The sequence below is a fragment of the Nocardia sp. CC227C genome (assembly GCF_030767025.1).
Lineage (GTDB): Bacteria > Actinomycetota > Actinomycetes > Mycobacteriales > Mycobacteriaceae > Nocardia.
This window is the reverse complement of sequence record NZ_JASITE010000001.1, coordinates 375,584-393,459: the sequence shown is the minus strand read 5'-3', so window position 1 is coordinate 393,459 and position 17,876 is coordinate 375,584. Positions and strand designations below refer to the sequence as shown.

13 protein-coding genes and 1 pseudogene are annotated in these 17,876 nt (G+C 65.5%); 7 read left to right on the top strand and 7 right to left on the bottom strand.

Translation table 11 applies throughout. The features are described 5' to 3' along the window. The first annotated feature begins 44 nt into the window (after window positions 1-44). Together QMO76_RS01695 and QMO76_RS01690 are read left to right on the top strand one after the other, a co-directional pair. Window positions 45-1,019 carry an IclR family transcriptional regulator gene (locus QMO76_RS01695; protein ID WP_306359342.1) on the top strand — a complete coding sequence of 325 codons (975 nt, stop codon included), beginning with the start codon at window positions 45-47 and terminating at the stop codon, window positions 1,017-1,019. Window positions 1,020-1,391: 372 nt separating this feature from the next. Next, window positions 1,392-1,934 carry an NUDIX hydrolase gene (locus QMO76_RS01690; RefSeq protein WP_306359647.1) on the top strand — a complete coding sequence of 181 codons (543 nt, stop codon included), beginning with the start codon at window positions 1,392-1,394 and terminating at the stop codon, window positions 1,932-1,934. Between the two features lie 319 nt (window positions 1,935-2,253). Here the strand turns inward: QMO76_RS01690 and QMO76_RS01685 are convergent, their stop codons facing one another. Both QMO76_RS01685 and QMO76_RS01680 read right to left on the bottom strand, forming a co-directional pair. Next, window positions 2,254-5,559, bottom strand: a complete 3,306-nt coding sequence (locus QMO76_RS01685) for a DEAD/DEAH box helicase (protein ID WP_306359341.1) — start codon at window positions 5,557-5,559, stop codon at window positions 2,254-2,256. 7 nt (window positions 5,560-5,566) lie between these two features. Continuing rightward, window positions 5,567-6,427, bottom strand: a complete 861-nt coding sequence (locus QMO76_RS01680) for a hypothetical protein (RefSeq protein ID WP_306359340.1) — start codon at window positions 6,425-6,427, stop codon at window positions 5,567-5,569. Between the two features lie 486 nt (window positions 6,428-6,913). Here QMO76_RS01680 and QMO76_RS35240 point away from each other — a divergent pair. Further along, window positions 6,914-7,285: pseudogene (locus QMO76_RS35240) on the top strand (hypothetical protein); the annotation flags it as partial. A 50-nt stretch (window positions 7,286-7,335) separates the two neighbouring features. On the opposite strand, the gene QMO76_RS01675 reads toward QMO76_RS35240, so the two are convergent. After that, entirely contained in the window at window positions 7,336-7,875 is a 540-nt protein-coding gene (locus QMO76_RS01675) for an NADAR family protein (protein WP_306359339.1), read from the bottom strand. A 100-nt stretch (window positions 7,876-7,975) separates the two neighbouring features. On the opposite strand from QMO76_RS01675, the gene QMO76_RS01670 reads away from it, so the two are divergent. After that, window positions 7,976-9,301 carry a hypothetical protein gene (locus tag QMO76_RS01670; RefSeq protein WP_306359338.1) on the top strand — a complete coding sequence of 442 codons (1,326 nt, stop codon included), beginning with the start codon at window positions 7,976-7,978 and terminating at the stop codon, window positions 9,299-9,301. Between the two features lie 853 nt (window positions 9,302-10,154). Here QMO76_RS01670 and QMO76_RS01665 read toward each other — a convergent pair. After that, a complete protein-coding gene (locus QMO76_RS01665) occupies window positions 10,155-11,621 on the bottom strand; it encodes an HNH endonuclease signature motif containing protein (RefSeq protein ID WP_306359337.1) in 1,467 nt (488 codons plus the stop codon). A gap of 137 nt (window positions 11,622-11,758) precedes the next feature. Between QMO76_RS01665 and QMO76_RS01660 the strand changes: the two genes are divergently transcribed. The 3 genes from QMO76_RS01660 to QMO76_RS01650 all read left to right on the top strand — a co-directional run bounded on the left by QMO76_RS01660 (window position 11,759) and on the right by QMO76_RS01650 (window position 15,556). Then, window positions 11,759-13,318 carry an alkaline phosphatase gene (locus QMO76_RS01660; RefSeq protein ID WP_306359336.1) on the top strand — a complete coding sequence of 520 codons (1,560 nt, stop codon included), beginning with the start codon at window positions 11,759-11,761 and terminating at the stop codon, window positions 13,316-13,318. A gap of 55 nt (window positions 13,319-13,373) precedes the next feature. After that, a complete protein-coding gene (locus QMO76_RS01655) occupies window positions 13,374-14,633 on the top strand; it encodes an FAD-dependent oxidoreductase (protein ID WP_306359335.1) in 1,260 nt (419 codons plus the stop codon). A 119-nt stretch (window positions 14,634-14,752) separates the two neighbouring features. Continuing rightward, on the top strand, window positions 14,753-15,556 hold the full coding sequence (locus QMO76_RS01650; protein ID WP_306359334.1) for an SDR family NAD(P)-dependent oxidoreductase: 804 nt from the start codon (window positions 14,753-14,755) through the stop codon (window positions 15,554-15,556). A 74-nt stretch (window positions 15,557-15,630) separates the two neighbouring features. Here the strand turns inward: QMO76_RS01650 and QMO76_RS01645 are convergent, their stop codons facing one another. The 3 genes from QMO76_RS01645 to QMO76_RS01635 all read right to left on the bottom strand — a co-directional run bounded on the left by QMO76_RS01645 (window position 15,631) and on the right by QMO76_RS01635 (window position 17,769). Then, entirely contained in the window at window positions 15,631-16,155 is a 525-nt protein-coding gene (locus QMO76_RS01645; RefSeq protein WP_306359333.1) for a hypothetical protein, read from the bottom strand. A gap of 182 nt (window positions 16,156-16,337) precedes the next feature. Next, window positions 16,338-16,754, bottom strand: coding sequence for a cytochrome c oxidase subunit 4 (locus QMO76_RS01640; protein WP_306359332.1), 417 nt, complete (start codon window positions 16,752-16,754; stop codon window positions 16,338-16,340). A gap of 13 nt (window positions 16,755-16,767) precedes the next feature. Then, the gene (locus QMO76_RS01635; RefSeq protein WP_306359331.1) at window positions 16,768-17,769 is read right to left on the bottom strand and encodes a cytochrome c oxidase subunit II; all 1,002 of its coding nucleotides are present in this window, start codon (window positions 17,767-17,769) and stop codon (window positions 16,768-16,770) included. Window positions 17,770-17,876 lie beyond the last annotated feature (107 nt).

The window sequence follows — 17,876 nt, the reverse complement described above, 5'->3', positions numbered from 1 at the left end:
GGGCGACTTCCGCACCCTTCACCCGCCGACGAGCAGGACTCACAATGAGCGCATCCGCCCGGGACGAACCGTCCGCCTCGCCGCCGACCCAGCGGGTGGTGCGGGTGATCGACCTGCTCTCCCGCCGCCCGGCCGAACATCTCTCACTGGCCGCCATCGTGCGCGCCACCGGCATGTCCCGGGCGACGGCGCACGCGGTGCTGACCCAGCTCACCGCCGATGGCTGGACGCTGCGCGACGACAGCGGCAACTACAGCCTGGGATTGGAACTGGTGACGGTCGCGCGGCGCGCCGAAGCCGCCTTCCCGCTGCGCCGACTGGCCGCCGAACCGATGCGAAAGCTGGCCGCACAGCACGACATTCCGGTCTTTCTCGCCGAACGCGAGGCCGACGCCATCCTCGTCACCGAGGTGATCGGCACCCCCTCGGTGCCCTGGATCCGGGTGGGCCGACGCCTGCCCCTGGCCCCGCCGGTCTGCCGCGAATTCGTCGCCTGGGCCCCCGCCGCCGAACGCGACGCCTGGATCGCCACCGCCGACCCGTCGCACCGCCCCCGCCTGAGCGCCGTCCTGGACGCCATCCGCACCCGCGGTTACGCGGTCGAACGCCTCGCCGACGACTCCACCCCCATGCTCGAGGCGCTGTCCACCCTGCGCCACTCCCCCGTCACCGACCCGCTGCGCCACCGCCTCAACGCGATGATCACCGAGCTCATCACCATCGACTACCTGCCCGACGAACTCACCGACCACAACGCGGTCGTCTCGGTCGCCGCGCCGATCTTCGGCACGGGCAGCGCCACCGGCAGCGGAGTCGCTATCGGCAGCAACGGCCACGTCACCGCCGCCGTGGTCGCCTGCCCCGACACCAATCTCACCGCGACCGCGCTGGACGCCCTGGCCGCCGACACCATGGCCGCCGCCGCCGCGGTAGGCGCGCCTTACCGCCCATCGGCCGCGCATGCGCCCGTCGGCGACGCCGATGAACTACCGCTCACTGCTCGATCCAGTAGGACGTGATGCGCTTGATCTTCGCTGTCTCGCTGTGGCCACCGAACTTGTAGACGTCGCAACACACCACCGCCGGAGAAGATCATGCGGCTGCTGACCGCCCCTGGAGTATGGCGCGCACACCATCCGCCACCCCTGAAGGTCGCGCGGCATGCGTGCCGCCCAACCGTGGCGGTCTGGGCGGGCGCTTCCCGGATTCGGCGCTCTACCGCTCGTTCGGGACCGAAAAGCGCACGCCCAGACCGTATCCCCGGCCACCGGGCAGTGCGGCCGGGCACCGCGGGGCCGTGACCCCACGCGGGCGACGGTAATGGCCGGACGGGCGTGTCGGGAGCCCCCGAATCCCGGGGCAGCGGTGGGCGCGGCCGCTCGTCCGGCAGGATCGGACACATGGAGACGATCGATTCGCGCGAGGTCTATTCGAATGCCTGGATGACGGTTCGAGAGGACGCCATCCGCCGCGCCGACGGCAGCACCAGCATCTACGGCGTGGTGGATCGTTCGGACTTCGCGGTCGTGGTACCGCGCGAGGGGGAACGGTTCCACCTGGTCGAGCAGTACCGGTATCCGCTCGGGCGGCGGAGTTGGGAGTTCCCGGCCGGGTCGCTGCCCGATCGCACCGCCGCCGAACCGATCGAGATCGCGCATCGGGAACTGCGGGAGGAGACCGGGCTACGGGCCGCCAGCATGACGTATCTGGGCGAATTGGCCCCGGCCCCGGCGGTGTGCAGCAATCGCGGACACTATTTCCTGGCCACCGACCTGACCGAGGGCCCGCACGAGCGGGAGGTGGAGGAGCAGGATATGCGGTCGGCCTGGTTCACCCGCGCCGAACTCGAATCCATGATCGGTTCCGGGGTGATCATCGACGCCGACACCGTGGCCGCCTACACCCTGCTCCTGTTCCACGAACGCACCCGCTGAACGCTTACGCCTTCGGCTCGATGAGCTCGATGTCCAGCTCGATCGCCACCTTGTCACTGATCATCGCCGACGGGATGGCGGTGGCCACGCGAAAGTCGGTGCGCAGCGGCGTGCCGGTGGCGGTGCAGCCGCCGTCGCGCGCAGCTACAGCCCGAGGACGTGAGCCTGCCGCCCGGCCTACGACGCCGCACCCCAGGTCTGCGCCGGGAGGAGGTAGCCGCACTGGCCGGGGCGAGATGTTCGTTACACACTCCCAAGCCTGCACACGGGGAGGAAGGCATCAATGTGTCACCCCTCTCCATAGCGGCGCGTGGTCCCGTCAGATCGCCGTACTTGCGGTGACCAACGCGTTGATCAGCGCTCGCTCTTCTTCCGTATTAGCGGGTTCGATCTCTCGCCTGCCAATGCTCCGGAGCTGTGTACGTGCCCAGGAGTGAAGCGCATCGTCGTCCAAACCGGCAGGTGGGTGCACGAGGCGATCCAGGAGATGGGCAACAACACGTGGCCGTGCCCCCGCTCTCATCCAGGCGATCACGCTTGGAGAGCCAGCGCCGTATCGAATCGCGAGCGGCAGGAGGGCGAGAGTTCGCGTGCTGTCTTCGGGCAAGTCCCAGGTGGGCGCGGCCGAGTTTTCGCGGCCAGCAGCCACGATCGCGCCGAGAGCGCCGGCGACGAGTGATAAGCGGAAGCCGAACCCGTCGTTGACGACCCGCAGCGTTCGAGGCAGCGGATCCTGTTGCCCACGTTCAAACTTACCCTGAGGGTCTCTTCGCTCTATGAAGCGAGCGACTTCGATCAGCGGCTTACCGTCGAACCACGCTGCTAATGCGGAGTCCAGCATCCGCCAACCCGAGCGCTTGTCGTTCGACCCCGACCAGATAGGCGCAATCTGCGTTGACGCAAACGGCTGCGCGAGGAGCACTCGTCCGAGTTCGTCGATGTCTAGCGTGTACAGCACGATCAGCATGGCTCTCGCCCACTCCCGGATCGTACTCGGTGGGGCGTTGTCAATCAGGTGCTGTCTGAGCACCCGATACAGACTCGCAGCATCTGGCAGCGCGACCCCGGAACGGTGTGCGGCAAGCGCTACCCAGGCTGGTGCCGATCTACTCCTGAGAAAAGCGCCACCCGCGTCGTCGAGCATTCGACCGAGCTGCGCGGCAGATGACGTTGCGCCTGCGCTGTGGACAGCCCAGCTACGACGTAGCACTCCCTCGGCTGCGTTTCCCTCGGCAGCATAAGACAGGAAGGCGAATGCAGTCTGTTCAGAGCTTGTCATGGTGTCGACATCCAGCGATCCGTTCATCGCATCGTAGATCAGACCGCGGAGTTGGCTAGTTACTTCTGTCGAAGCATCTTCGTCTCGAAGAAAATCGGCCTGGACGACAGTGTTAGCAGCCTGGGTGTTTGTGTCTACTTCAATGGCATTGTCCGGTACCACAATAGCCATCGAGCGTGGTGCAACGTTCGCACGCCCAGCCCGACCGATCGCATTGAGTAGCTGTGCGCGAGCTCGCTCCTTCTCCTCCTGGCTGCTTGCCGTCTGATTCCAACCGATCTTCGTGCCACCGATAACGACAACTGTCGCCGGAAGATTGAGCCCTTGAGCCATCGTTCCCGTGGCGAACATCGCACGCGCAATTCCCATCTCGAAGGCAAGTTCACTTGCTCTGCGTTCCTCAGCCAGCATCGCACTCGTATGTACAGCGAGGCGCTTGCCGAGCGCTGCGCGTAACGCGCTCGGTCCTCCTAGTTCCGCTTCTGAAAGCAGCAATTGAGCGTCGATTTCTTCGGTGAGTTCAACAGGTTCGGCTTCTGCAAACCCGATCATCTTTCGGGCGACGCCGAAACAGTAGTGCTTACTAGAAGGCAAGAAGGCGAGGACTCGATGGTTTTCCTGCCCCAGCGCTTGTACCAACGCTTGAACCGTCAGGTTAACGTATCCAGACAGGTTGACCCCGTTGCCGCGGTGATACTTTAGTGAGATTCGAATCGAGGTTGGCGCGAAAGCAAAGTCGGATGGATCTGAGGTCCGCCACGCGCCCTGCAAGCCCACAAATAGAGCCAGCGGCGCATCGAACGGCGCGTTCTTGAGATGCCCCGACAAACCTGCCGCCTTCTTCGCTGCCGCATGCCGGTTCAATCGGTAGCGACCTCGATCCAGCCCTGCGATTGCACGTAGCGTCCGTGTCGGTCTCCACGGTGTGTCCACGACACAGGCATCTACGCCCGTCGCACCCTGAAGCCAGTCAGCGATGTCCGCAGGATTCGCCATCAACGCCGACAGCATCAGAACCCTGGCGTTCGGCGCTCGATAAAGGACTTCGGACACTACGAGTTCTGCGATGACTGCTCGCTGGCCAGCTTCACCAAGTGCGTGCGCCTCGTCAACCACACAGAGCGTCATCCGTTCGAAAGCAGTCGGGTCCTGCCGAAGGGCGAGAGAGCACTTTTCGGGTGTCATGACCAGGATCTGGCTCTCGCCGACGGTTCCCAGAGCCTCGCCCGCCAACTCTGTATACTCAGCTCCCCCGACGAACTCGCGAATCATCACGCCTGGAAGCGCGCCAATCACCTCGTTGAGTTGTCGCCGGATCTGCCCCGCGAGCGCGTTAGTAGGAGACAGATAAAGCACCCAACCATGTCGTATCGCCTGCGCGATTGCAAGTTCGGCAACAGCGGACTTCCCTGCGCCCGTCGGTACTGAGACCACAGCATGTGTATGTGGCCCCGGCATCGCTGCTTTCGCGTAGGCCGCAGCAGCCGGCCACAGCAAAGGCCGTTCCTCTGACCGATGCCGTTGAAACTGCACAAAGCGACCGTCGTCGTCCGGTGGCGGCGGAAGCCTCCGCAGCGCACGATCTGCCGTTCCTCCCAGCGCGACCACCAGCAACAGCGCAAGGTGGTGAAGGTCTGAATACGACGCGCTGGCATCAAACCCAGCCGCCGGGCGCTCAATATCCGCGATAAGGCTCCTGATAGCACCGATCCCACTGGTGCTGTCGTCAGTGATGAACATCAACCAGAGGAGATGCGCCCGGACCGCTTCGCCCAGGCGTGACAGAATCGCATTTCTTAGACGGCCGTGCAGCTTCGCATCAAGCGCGAGAGGGGGTGGCTGAGCGTCGCCGGGAGGCAACTTCAGCTGGAGCAGTCCTCGAATGCTAGCTAGCGTCCATGACTCCACTTGGCCCGCGGCTGTGAGGTCATCGGTAGGTTGGATACCGAGATCTCTACCAACCAGAGCAGCGTTCGCGTCGAAGCCAGCGATAAGATAGAGCAGCCCCGCTTCGACTCGCTGGAAGCGGTCCTGGGTGCCAAAAAGCCACGGACGGGACAGGCCAGGATTAAGCGTGACAACTTCTCGGACGACTTCGAGGGCCTCTGCCGCCACGAAAGCACACGCTTTCCGCGTTTCTGAATCAATCTCATCGGCAAGGATGGCATACACCTCCAGCGCGGTGGCCAATCGGCGAAGATCGCCGAGATCCTGTGAGCCGCTGACGCCGTCGCCGCCTAGATCACGAAGATCGACAGCTTCTAGCCACGCGCGAGTAAGCATCCGACGTATGCGATCAACATCGAGCCCGCTCAATTGAGGTAGAGCTTGTAGCAGCTCGTCCACTCCACGATTAAACATCAGACACGACCTCGCAGATCCCTGCTCGCATGGCATCGGCAATCGAGTCGAAGAACCCATGAAAATCGTTGAGGCGCAGAGCCACCAAACGCCGCCGAGCGACAGGCGGCCTCAAAGTACGTAGAGTGGGTCGATCAGCAGAAATGTCGAACATTTTCTCGTGAAATACAACTGGCAGATAGCATAGCTTATCTTTCCAGAGCGCCTCGGTCACCTGTGGCAGCAAATCCGCAGTCAAAACCCTACGAAGATTCAGAAGTGCTGCCCGCAAGTCCGTCCCATACTTCCCGTCATCAATTTTGCGGAACATGGATGCGGATTCAGTCAATTGACCGCTGCCATCCAATCGCGAGGCTTTGCTTTCGCCGACCGCAAGCATTATCTCTGCATTATCCGAGTAAATGGCAACCAAATCAAGGCCCTGCTGGCTGGGCTTGCTATGCTGCTCCTTTAAGGCATGAACTGGACCCGTCAGAAGTTCAGAGTTCTGTCGCGCACGGACCACCAGCAACGCATGTGCAACACCTTCTGCTATCCACGCATTACGGCGTGTATCCCGAAATTTTATTTCAGATTCTTCCACAAACGAGTTGGTGTCGCCGATCAATTCCGATATTGTAGATGTCAATTCTTGTTGCGCATCGATCCCTGTGCCCAAGAGTGCTGTCGACAGGCGCGCATCTATATCAACCAACCCAGCCAGGACGGCCACGAGATATCGGCCCAACGCCAAGGTGACTTCAGGCCTTTCAAGACCCTCGGCAGTAATTGCGGTATGAGAAGTCGGGTCCCGAAGCTCCCGAACCGACACGTGCTGGGCGATGTCAGAGATCGAGTCCTCGATTAACTTCACGGGAGACGCGGTCGTAGTCACGCCATTCGGCCATCGCGTGAGAGAGAGATCAACACAGTCAACACCGACCTCCATTTTCCGAACGACTCGTCTGATCAGCTCAGGACTTTACTCCATCTCCGCGGCCCAGACCTAGAAACTATACGGCTGGTCTCGTCCGAGTGGCCCGGCAGTCAGTCAGGGTTACGCCCGGATCAGGTTATTTGAAGGAGAACCTTCGAATACGCAACCCCGCGACGTGCAAATGCCGCGCGACCTACGAACAGCATTCGATAATGCTGGCGGCAAGCGGCTGCTCTAGGCCTTCGTGGTGCAGAGTCGACGCAACTCGCCGAGGGTGAGCGTCGACTACCTCGCCCGGCTGGGACTGGGACGCGACACCAACCCCTCCGCGGGCGTGCTCGCGGCGCTGGCGGATGCCCTCCGGCTCACCGCCGCCGAACGCCAGCATTTCCTCCGCATCACTTTCGGCATGGAACCGGCCGTCTGCCCCACCGCCAGGAAGGCCCACGAGCAGGTGAGCGAAACCCTGCGGGCGGTCCTGGACACCCTGCATCCGACACCGGCCCTCCGGGTCGGGCGGCGGCTGAATATCCTCGCATGCGGCCGGAGGTCGCGGACATGTACATCTCCGCGCTGTGCTCGGCCTGTGCGCACTGGACCGACGACACCGAACTGCACGCGCTGGTGGCCGCCCTGCGGTCGTATCCGGAATTCGCCCACCGCTGGCATTCGCACCGCGTCATCGAACACCGCACGGGCATCATGCAATTGGACCATCCCGAACGCGGCGATACCGAGATGGAGATCGAAACCATGAGCCCCACCCTGGATCAGGACCTGATGGTGTGGCTGGTGGACCGGAAGCGGGCGCACACGCCCAGCCTGCGCCTGGTCAACGATAGGCGTCAGTGCAGTGCCGCCCGCGCGTCCATGAGTGCGAAACCGAGCAGGTTCTCACCTCGCCACGAGACCGGGTCCGCCGCATTCGGATCGTCCGCCCCCATTCCGATGCCCCAGATGCGGTCGCGCGGTGCGGCTTCCACCAGCACCTTGTCGCCGGTGCCCACCAGGAAATCCCGAAGTGCCTCGTGCGCACCGAATTTCGCGATACTTCCGCGCACCACGATGTCGTAGCGGCGAGCCAGCCAGGTCGCGTTGTCGAATCCGCGTACCGCGCGCCCGAGTCGCTTGGCATCGGCGGGGGTCTCGCTGGCGAGCACGCGCGCCCGCATATCGTCGTCGCCGAACAGCCGCGCCTTCTCGGCCATCATGAAATGCTCGGCGCTGCGGTAGATCACGCCGTCCGCGGTGAACTCGACCGGCCACCACTGGCTCAGCACCCAGCGGCCCACCTGCTGTCCGGGCGTGCGCGTATGGCCCCAGAAGAAGAGAAACTCCGGTGTCGCTCCATCCGTCATCGCCGCGACCAACTGCGCCCTGTCCATGAGGACCGACGGTATCGGATCGTCATGACACTTCACCCGGCAATATTCCCGCGACACAGCCATCTCGCAGGATTTATCACGAAACGGTAACGTGCATTCCATGACGCACGCGACCGGAGTGATGTTGAGCTCATGGCTGCTCCGGCTCTTGGCCACGGCCAGAACCGATCCCAATGTCGCGCGCACCGCCATGGTGATGCCGCTCGCCGATACGGTCGAACTGGCCAGGACCTCCTTCGCCGCCGGAGATCCCGAACTGCGGTCGGTGGGTGTCGCACTCACCTCGGAGATCATGATGCAGTGGCGGACCTCGCAACCCGAACTGCTCGCCGAACTGGCCCGCTGCGTCGCCGATCCGGACTATCACAGCGATGACGCGGCGGGGGTGCTGGCGGCGGTCGCGGGGACCGAACCGGGCCAGGATTTCGCTCCGCTGGTGCCGGTCATGGTCGCCGCGCTCGGACATGAGAGCTCTTTCGGCTCGGTCACTCTCGCACTGTCGCGCCTGCGCCACCGGGCCGCCGTCGACACCGTGCGCGACTGGCTGACCAGCGGCCGCATCGGCATGCTCCGCGACCCCTTCGATATCGACCACGTCCTGACTCCCCTGGTCGACTTCGCCGACGCGCTGCTGCCGGGCATCCGCACCTGCCTCGCGACCGAGGGCTACCACAGCGCCCTGCGCCCGCTCCTGCGTGCATTGACGGCGTGGGGCCCGGCGGCCGCACCGGCCGTGCCGGAACTGTTGCCGTACTTGCGCACCGGCCATGCCCGCTGGGCCTGCGAGGTGATCGGCGCGATCGGCCCGGCCGCGCACCCGGCAGCGGACCGCCTCGAACGCTTCGCCCTGGGCACGGAGCAGCCGCCCCGCCACGACACCGACCTCCCGCCCGACACCTCCTTGCGCTGGCACGGCACCCAGACCGCCGCCTGGGCGCATTGGCGGGTCACCGGCGAACCGGAGGTGGCCCTGCGTGTCTTCGGCGAAGCCGTGGAAACCGGTATCGCCGTCGACTTCGACCGCCTCGCCGAACTTGGTTCCCTCGCCGCCCCTTTCGCCAACGACGTCCGTAAACGCCTGGAATCCCCGGGCGGCTGGGAACGCGTCCACGCCGCCTCCGCCTGGTGGCACATCACCGGCGACCCGGACCCGGCCGTACCGGTACTCCTAGCCGCCCTGACCCCCCTGAACTCGGGCTACGCCGACGCCGACTGCCGCGCCGCCGCCCGCCTCATCAGCGAGATCGGATCCCCCGCCACCGTCGCCGCGCCCCTCCTCGAAACCGTCCTCTCAACCGAACGCCGCTTCGCTTCTCTCCCACCCCACCGCACACCGCAGTCCCAGACGGAACTGCTGGCCGCCGAGTGGGATTCCGAGCTTCAGACATCGGCGCGTCTCGGGCTGTCCGCCATGGAATCCGTCTGAGCTGTCTTCCTCGTGCCAGTCGGAATGGTCGGGTGTGAGAGCTCGGTGACGGCGGCTGCGATCCGGTGGTGCTCACGCATGCGCTGTCGGCTCGGTGGCGTTACGGTTCCGATCGGGCATCGCCCGCCAGTACAGCTACGGCTGTTCCTACGATGCCGGGCAGTCCCAGGCTCGCGCCCAGTATCGGTATGAATCCGAATCCGACATCGGCAGCGTCCACCCGTGGTCGCATTACCAGGAATACCGCGTAGGCCACGATGCCGATCACGCCGAGACTGCCGACCAGGGCGCGCCGGTGGTGCCGGGTTGATTGCCGTTGGGTGGCTATTCCAGCCCACGGACTGGCTGTGGGCGCGTTCTAGAGATTCACACCCAATAAGGCGACTCAACAAAACGTCCCGATAAGACGCCCCGAATGAGGAGTTCTGATAAGGCGTTCCAATAACGCGTCCGAATGTGGGGTCTCGTCGGGGATTGGCCTGTGAACCTGGGAATGCCCCCGCACGGCATGGGTTTCCGTCCGGGTCCTGTCTCGCGTTATCGCCCCCGCCCTGGCTGCGTCTTCGGCCGTGGCCGCAACTCGCTTTCGCCGCGATGATGACTGCGGTGGCTGCCGTGTCCGGGGTGAGGCGGCTGGGGCGTACCGCCGTGATCCTGGGACTGATCACCGCAGGGGTGGCGTGCTAGCCCGGCGTCGTGTTCGCCCCACAGCCTGTGGACACTGGAGCCGAACAGTGCGTCGCCGTGGTGACGGGCTTATTGCCGCAGGGATGACGGTGGTAGTCCGGCACCGTGTTCGACGCGCAGCCGGAGGACGGAAGCGCCGAGGAGTTCGTTGCCGTGGTGACCGGACTTATTGCCGCAGGGGCGGCGGAGGTAGCCCAGCATCCTGCCTGACGCGCAGGCGGTGGATGGCGGGGCCGAGGAGTTCGTCGCCGTGGTGGCGGTGGTTGACCCGCCGACCCCGTGCCGGGTCGTGATGGGCCGGAGGCCGCCACCCGGTACGACCCGGATACCCAGTGTGCGCGTCGAGGCGTTCGGTGGCCCACCCGGTCGGATCCCCGGCGTCCTCCGCGACGTGGGCATGATGGCGATCGCACACCAAGGTCAGGTTGTCGATATCGGTGCCGCCCTGCTGTGCCCACGGGATAAGATGGTGCACCGCGCACATCGTCGCGGGCGCATCACAGCCGGGGAAGGTACAGCCACGGTCACGGGCCACACACGCCAACCGCTGCCACCGCGACGCCAACCGCTGCCCGCGCCCCAAGTACAGGGGGACTCCGTCACGGCCGAAGAGCAACAGCCACGGGTAGCGGCCCTCGGCCATCCGCAGCGCGGCCGGGATCGACAGGGTCGTGCCCGAACCGGTGACCGCGTGCCCGGTACCGCGTTCGAGGTCCTCGACACGCATGGTGAGCACGACCGACACCGGCATCCCCCGGTGACTGCCGAGGGTTTTCGCGCCCCCGGTGGCAGTCAGGAACGCCGCCACAGCATCGTGATTGCGTTGCGCGATGGTGCGGATGTCGCGTCCGGCGGCGGCCTCGAGGTGTTTCGGGTCGATGGCGCGGGTGGCCAGCGAGGGACTGTCGGAGTCCTCGGGGTTACACATGCCCGGCCGGGCGCCTTTGGCCAGCACCGCGTCCAGCAGCGCCCGCAGGTGTGGGGTGAGCAGTCCGTTGATTTCGGTCATGCCGTCGATGCGTTGACGCCCCACCGTGATCCCCCGGACGCGTGCGCGGTCGCGGTCGTCGGTCAGGGTGCCGTCGGGGTCGAGGTGAGCCAGGATCGATTCCCCGACCGTCACGATCGCTTCCGGGGTCAACTCGCGCGCGTGCCGGGCCAACAACTGTTCGGCCTCTACCCGTAATTCGGTCGGTACGGCGGCGGGGATGCGGTCCATGACCGTCATGATGCGGCGGGCGTGTTCTACCGACAGCAGCCCGGCCGCTTGCTGGGCGGCGGTGTGCGGTAATTCCGGTTCCCGGTCTTCTCCGTGCACGAAATGAAACACGCCGAGTTTCTCTGCCGCGCGTCGTCGTGCTCCGGCCTCGGCCATCGAGACCCGCAGGGTCTCGCTCAAATACTTCGCGAGGCTCTTGCACCCGGCACGTTCGGGCAGATGCCGGTCGCTGGTCTCGATGACCAGGCGATGCGACACCGCGCCCAACCGGGCGCGGACGGCTTCCACGCGTCGCATCAATTCCACGAAGTCGGTATCGGTGTAGCTGGTGAGGTCCTCGTCGAGCAGGGCGGTGGTCGCGGTCGTCAATTCCTCCACGACCGCGAACACCTCACCCACCCGACTCATATTCATGCCGTTATTCTATCGCGGAAAGGGTTGCGGCAGAACACGAAAAATAATTCACGCACCCCTTCCAGCGAACCGGATTTGTCCATTTTCCGTCATCTGCCGTTCAAAGTCCGTTGAGAAATCTCAGCAAAGGTCACCCCATGGCCCTACACACCGGCTTCACTCGACGCACGCTTTTACGCACTTCCGCCTTCAGCTTGGTGGCCGCTCCCGCGCTGGTCTCCTGCTCCACTGACGGCCCGGCCGTCGTCCGTCGGCGCCCCACGCTCACACACGGGGTCGCGGTCGGCGATCCGCGCCCGGACGGTGCTCTCATCTGGGCACGCTCCGATGCCCCGGCCAAGCTCATCGTCGAAACCGCCGGCACCGAATCCTTCAACGACCCACGGCATTTCGAAGGACCGCTGCTGACACCGGAGACGGACGGCACCGGGCGGCTCCGCATCGCCGGGTTGCAGCCGGGACAGCAGGTGCACTACCGGGTCATCCTGGAGGCCGAGGACGGTGCGACGTCCGAGCCGATCACCGGCGTCTTCCGCACCGTTCCCAGCGCGCCGTCGGATATCAAGATCCTCTGGTCCGGCGATGTGGCGGGACAGGGGTACGGCAGCAATCCGGATCTCGATGGCATGAAGGTCTTCTCCACCATGGCCGCCCGCGACCCGCACCTGTTCCTGCACTCCGGCGACTCCATCTACGCCGACGGTCCGCTCCAGGAGTCGGTCACCCTGCCGGACGGCCGAGTCTGGCGCAACACCGTCACCGAGGCGAAATCGGCGGTGGCGCAGACGCTCGACCAGTTCCGGGGCAACTACGCCTACAACCTGTCCGACGAGAACTACCGGCTGTTCAACGGCTCGGTCGCGCAGCTGGTGCAGTGGGACGACCACGAGACCGTGAACAACTGGTCGCCGGGTGGGACGGTCGCGGCGTCCAAGGGCTATTCGGAACGGAATATGGACACCCTCGCCACGCGGTCGTGGCAGGCGTTCCACGAATGGATGCCGGTGGATCCCCGGGAGGCCGTGGACGGTCGGCTGTTCCGCAAGATCTCCTACGGACCGCTGCTGGATGTGTTCGTGCTCGATATGCGCACCTACAAGGATCCCAATACCGAGAACACCGGAGCCGACGGCCGGATTCTCGGGGCGGCCCAAACTCGATGGCTCATGGACGGTTTGCGGGATTCCACGGCCACCTGGAAGATCGTCGCCAACGATCTGCCGTTGGGGCTGGTGGTCAAGGACGGGGAGCAGAAGGACCGAACCGCCTTCGAAGGGGTCGCCAACAATGATCCGGGCGCGCCCTCGGGACGCGAGGCCGAGATCGCGCGGGTGCTGTCCTCGATCAAGGCGAACAGGGTGACCGGGGTGGTCTGGTTGACCGCCGATGTGCACTACACCGCCGCCCACCACTACTCCCCCGACCGCGCCGCCTTCACCGATTTCGACGAGTTCTGGGAGTTCGTCTCCGGTCCGCTCAATGCCGGTGCGTTCGGACCCAACGACCTGGACCGGACGTTCGGGCCGGAGGCGGTGTTCGTGCACGCCCCGGCCACGCCGAACACCTCTCCGCTGGATTCGGAGTTCCAGCATTTCGGCGAGGTGCTCATCGACGGGCGCAGCCGGGAGCTGACCGTGAATCTGTGCGACGCGAGCGGGAAGATCCTGTTCACTCAGCGCTTGTCTCCCGCTGGCTGATCGGTCATCGAGACGGGGGCGCGCAACCTCCGGTTTTGTGGTTAGCTGTAGCGCCATGAGCACGTCCGCACCCACCATCGGAGATGAGTTCCTGCCCCGTGACACCGCGGATGTGGTTCGCACGGTTCGGGATTCGCGCAAATCGACGAAACCGCTGATCATCCGTGGTGGCGAGCGGCCCGAGGACGAGCTGGCGGTGCCGGAGCAGGGCGCGGTGCTGTCCATGCGGAAGATGAACCGGGTGCAGGTGGTCGACGCCGATGCCCGCACGGTGCGGGTGCAGGCGGGCGCGCGGCTGGCCGAGATCGACCGCACGCTGGGTGCGCACGGGCTGGGCCTGCCGATCGTGGGCGACCACCGCGAGATCACCGCGGGCGGATTCGCGGCGGTCGGCGGGCTCAGTTCCGCCTCGCACCGGTTCGGCATGTTCAGCGACAATGTGGTGGAAGTCGAATACGTCGATCAGGACGGACGATTCGGCACCTGCGGACGCGCCCACAACAGCGAGCGGTTCCGGCGGATCCTCGGCGGCGGCGGGCGCACCGGCATCATCACCGCGCTCACCCTCGCCGTGCGCGCGGTGGACAAGGACCGCACCTGGCTCACCACCGACGCGCACCGCTTCCTGGATTTCGACACCTTCGTCGACCAGTCGGTACAGGAGATCACCCGGCCCGGTGACGCGGTACTCCAGGTGGGCCGCTGGGTCGACACCGCACCGCTGCGGGTGTCGCGACCGGTCGGCACCGGACAGGTCAAGCTGGGCACGATGCGATTCGGACAGTGGTCGAGCCTGCATCCGACCACACCGACCGGTTCGCTGCGAGCCCGGCGCGAGGTCGGCGCGCGTGCCCGGAAGTCTTTGGGCGCCATCGCCTCCTCGGCGGGCGGCCGGGCGGGTATGCCGGTGCGCTATGCCGCGGCGGGTGCGCTCATGTTCGCTCCGAAGGTGCTGACACTGCGGGATGCGGAGTTTCTGGCCGATACCGTGATCAGCTCCTCCGAACGCGGTCCGGCGTACCGCATCTCGCTGTTCGCCCCCATGTCCACCTACGCGCGGGTCTTCCACGGCCTGCACGACCTGTTCTCCGACCTGCGCGAACGCACCGGCTGCTTCACCGTCATCTCGGCCATGACCTACGGCGTGCGGTCCCCCTACCTGCGCGAACTCGACGGTGAGGACCACGGCTTCATCACCTTCACCTGTCGGCTGCGGCCGGCCGCGCTGCCCTCGGAGATGCTGCGCGACATCGTGTCCGGAATCGATGAGATCTGTGTCGCCGAACGCGCCCGGCGTTACGATCCGACCGACTAGACTGTGTTCCGCCGCACACTCCTGGCAATCAGTCAGCGCGGTGTGCGGCCGGTATCGGCACTGTCGGCGGGGTGCTGATGCATGGTTCAGCTCGTTCCCACACGAAGGTTGTCTGTTCCATGATCGAATTCCGCCATGATCGTCGTCGGCCCGCCTCCGAATCCATCGCGGGCAAGCGAATCGTCATCACCGATGCCTGTTCCGATATCGGCCGCGCCACCGCCCGGCTCCTAGCCCTCCAGGGCGCCGAGGTGCTGCTGGTGGCACGCCGCGGCGACCTCCTGATCTCCGACACCAATACCATTGCCCAAGCGGGCGGTTCGGCCCGTTGGCACCGCTGCGATATGTCCGCCCTCGGCGATGTGGATCAACTCGTCGAATGGGCGATAGCCGAATTCGAGCGCATCGATGTGCTGGTCAACAATGCTGGCCGCCCGCTGCGCCGCCCGGTGCTGCAATCGCTGGACAAGTTCCGCGACTACCAGCGCATGATGGCCGCCAACTACTTCGGCCCGCTGCGGCTGACGCTCGGCCTGATTCCGGCCATGCTGGCCAGCGGATCCGGGCATGTGGTCAATGTGGGGCCGTGGAGCCTGTCCACCGGGGCCGCACCGAATTTCGCCTCCTACGCCAGCGCCCAGGCCGCCTGGACCACCTTCGGCGACTGTGCGGACGCGGAACTGTCCCCGCGCGGCATCCACGTCACCTCGGTGCAGTATCCGGCCGTCAAGACCGACGGCGAATCGCGAGACTACTACTCCGAACATCCGGTCTCGGTACCCGCCGAGGCCGCCCGCTGGATCGAACACGCCATCCGCACCCGGCCCAGCCGCGTGGAACCCCGCTTCTCCCGCACCCTGCGCGGGCTCGCGGGCGTCGCGCCGCGCTCCACCAGCCGCCTCATGCACGCTTTCGGCATGTAGCAGGAGAGCTTTCGGCAATTGCGCGGATGAGGGAAAGGCGGGGTGCTCGCCACCGGGCACCCCGCCTCGCACACTCACGCGAATCGCGCCCCCGTGACCGGCATTCCGACATTCCGGATGGGACCGTCGATACAGGTGGTCACCGAGCCACCGGCCTTCTCGATCGGGCCGGTCGTGATCACCAGCGTGCCCCCGGCGCCCGGCCCCTCCACGATCTGGAGGGTATTGGTCGCCGGCGCCCCGTAACCGTTCAGCGCGAACGGCCCGACAATGCGGCTGACCCTCCCATCGGCCCAGTTGAATGTGGCGTCCAGCTCCCCGTTGACGCCCAGGCAGCTGGCCTCGCCGACGAAGTCGGTGGACCAACCGCCCTCCTCGGTCGGGGTCCCGGCGCAGGTGTGCAGATCGCCGTCGAGCCGCGCCGTCACCTGCGTGGGTTCCAGACCGATGGGGGTGTCGGACATGAACTGCACATGCCCGCCCGCGCACTCGCCGGAGATCGCGGTCGCCGCCGCCGGACCCGCCGTGACCGCGGCCCCCGCGGTCGTGAACAGCACACAAAGGGCTGGCACCGCCAGCGTGGACATACGAAGCTTCATCCCGCCCTTTCCTCGTGATCGTTCGAAATGACAGCCGACCGTAACGCAGCGGAGTGCGGTGAAAAGCGAAATGCCCCAACTGATTTTAGAACCGGACAAAGCGCGAGCGTGTCGCGGCAGACACGCATGAGCACAGCAGAACGCCCCGCCCGGAATCCGGGCGGGGCGCTGATGAACTCGGGTCAGTGCTTCTCGGGGCCGAGGTGGTACTCGAACACCAGACCGCCCGCGGCGATCAGGATCAGCACCACGCCGACGCCGATCAGCCAGAACTGGAAGAACGCGAAGCCCAGCGCGCACACCGAGCCCGCCGCGGCCAGCAGGATTGGCCAGAACGAACCGGGCGAGAAGAAGCCCAGGTCGCCCGCGCCGTCCGCGATCTCGGCGTCCTCGAAGTCCTCGGGACGCAGGTCGAGGCGGCGCGCCACGAAACGGAAGTAGGTGCCGACGATCAGCGACAGGCCCGCCGACAGCACGATGGCGGTGGTGCCCGCCCATTCGACGCCGGTGCGCGACTGGGCGGTGAAGTAGCCGTACACGATGGCCACGAGCACGAAGAAGATCGTGATCAGTTCGAAGATGCGAGCTTCGACCTTCATGTCAGTTCAGTCCTCACTTGGCGGCTTCCGTAAGGCCCTCACCGCGGGCCGTACGTTCGGTGTCGAAGGGCTTGGTGGTCACGGCGACCGGCGACTCACCGATGGCGGCCAACGCCTCGGCATTGGTCTTACCGGACTCGCGTTCCTTCAGGTACTGCTCGAACTTCTCCGGCGTCACCGCGCGGACCTCGAAGTTCATCATGGAGTGGAAGGTGCCGCACATTTCCGCGCAGCGGCCGACGAACGCGCCTTCCTTCTCGATCTCGGTGATCTGGAAGGTGTTGTCCGAGTGGTTTTCCTTCGGGTTCGGCATGACGTCGCGCTTGAACAGGAACTCCGGCACCCAGAAGGCGTGGATGACGTCCGCGGCCGCCAGCTCGAACTCGATGACCTTGCCGGTCGGCAGGACCAGCACCGGGATCTCCTCCGAGGTGCCGATGGTCTCGATCTTGTCGTAGTTCAGGTAGGAGATGTCGTTGGCCGGCAGACCGTTGTTCGGGCACGGCTGCGCGTGACCCTCGTCGTTCTTGCGGTCCAGGCACGCTTCCCGGATCTGGGTGTTCATCTCCTCGCGCTCGGCGTCGACGCCGTCGTACTGGAGGCCACCGTCCTTGAAGTCGACCTTCTGGTAGCCGAACTTCCAGTTCCACTGGAAGGCGGTCACGTCGACCACGACATCCGGGTTGTCGACCTTCTCGTGCACGTAGTTCTGCACGACCACGGTGAAGTAGAACAGCACCGCGATGATCACGAACGGGATCGCCGTGTAGGTCAGCTCCAACGGCACGTTGTAGCCGGTCTGGCGCGGGAACTCCGGCGAGTTCTTCTTCTTGCGGTGGAAGATGACGGTCCAGAAGGTCAGGCCCCAGACCAGCACGCCCATCGCCAGCGCGGCGAGCACGGACCAGGTCCACAGCTCCCGCATCTTGGTGGCCTGCGGCGTGACACCCGAGGGCCAGCCGAACCGAAGCCACGGGTTATCGATCGAGCAGCCGGAGACGAGCATCGCGGTCATCCCCAAGGACACCGCCAGCCCGGCCCGCCGAAGGATACGGCCCCGCCGACCCTGGGCGGGTCGTGCCCCTATCGCCTCGCTCGCCTTGTGCGCCACGCTCAACGCCT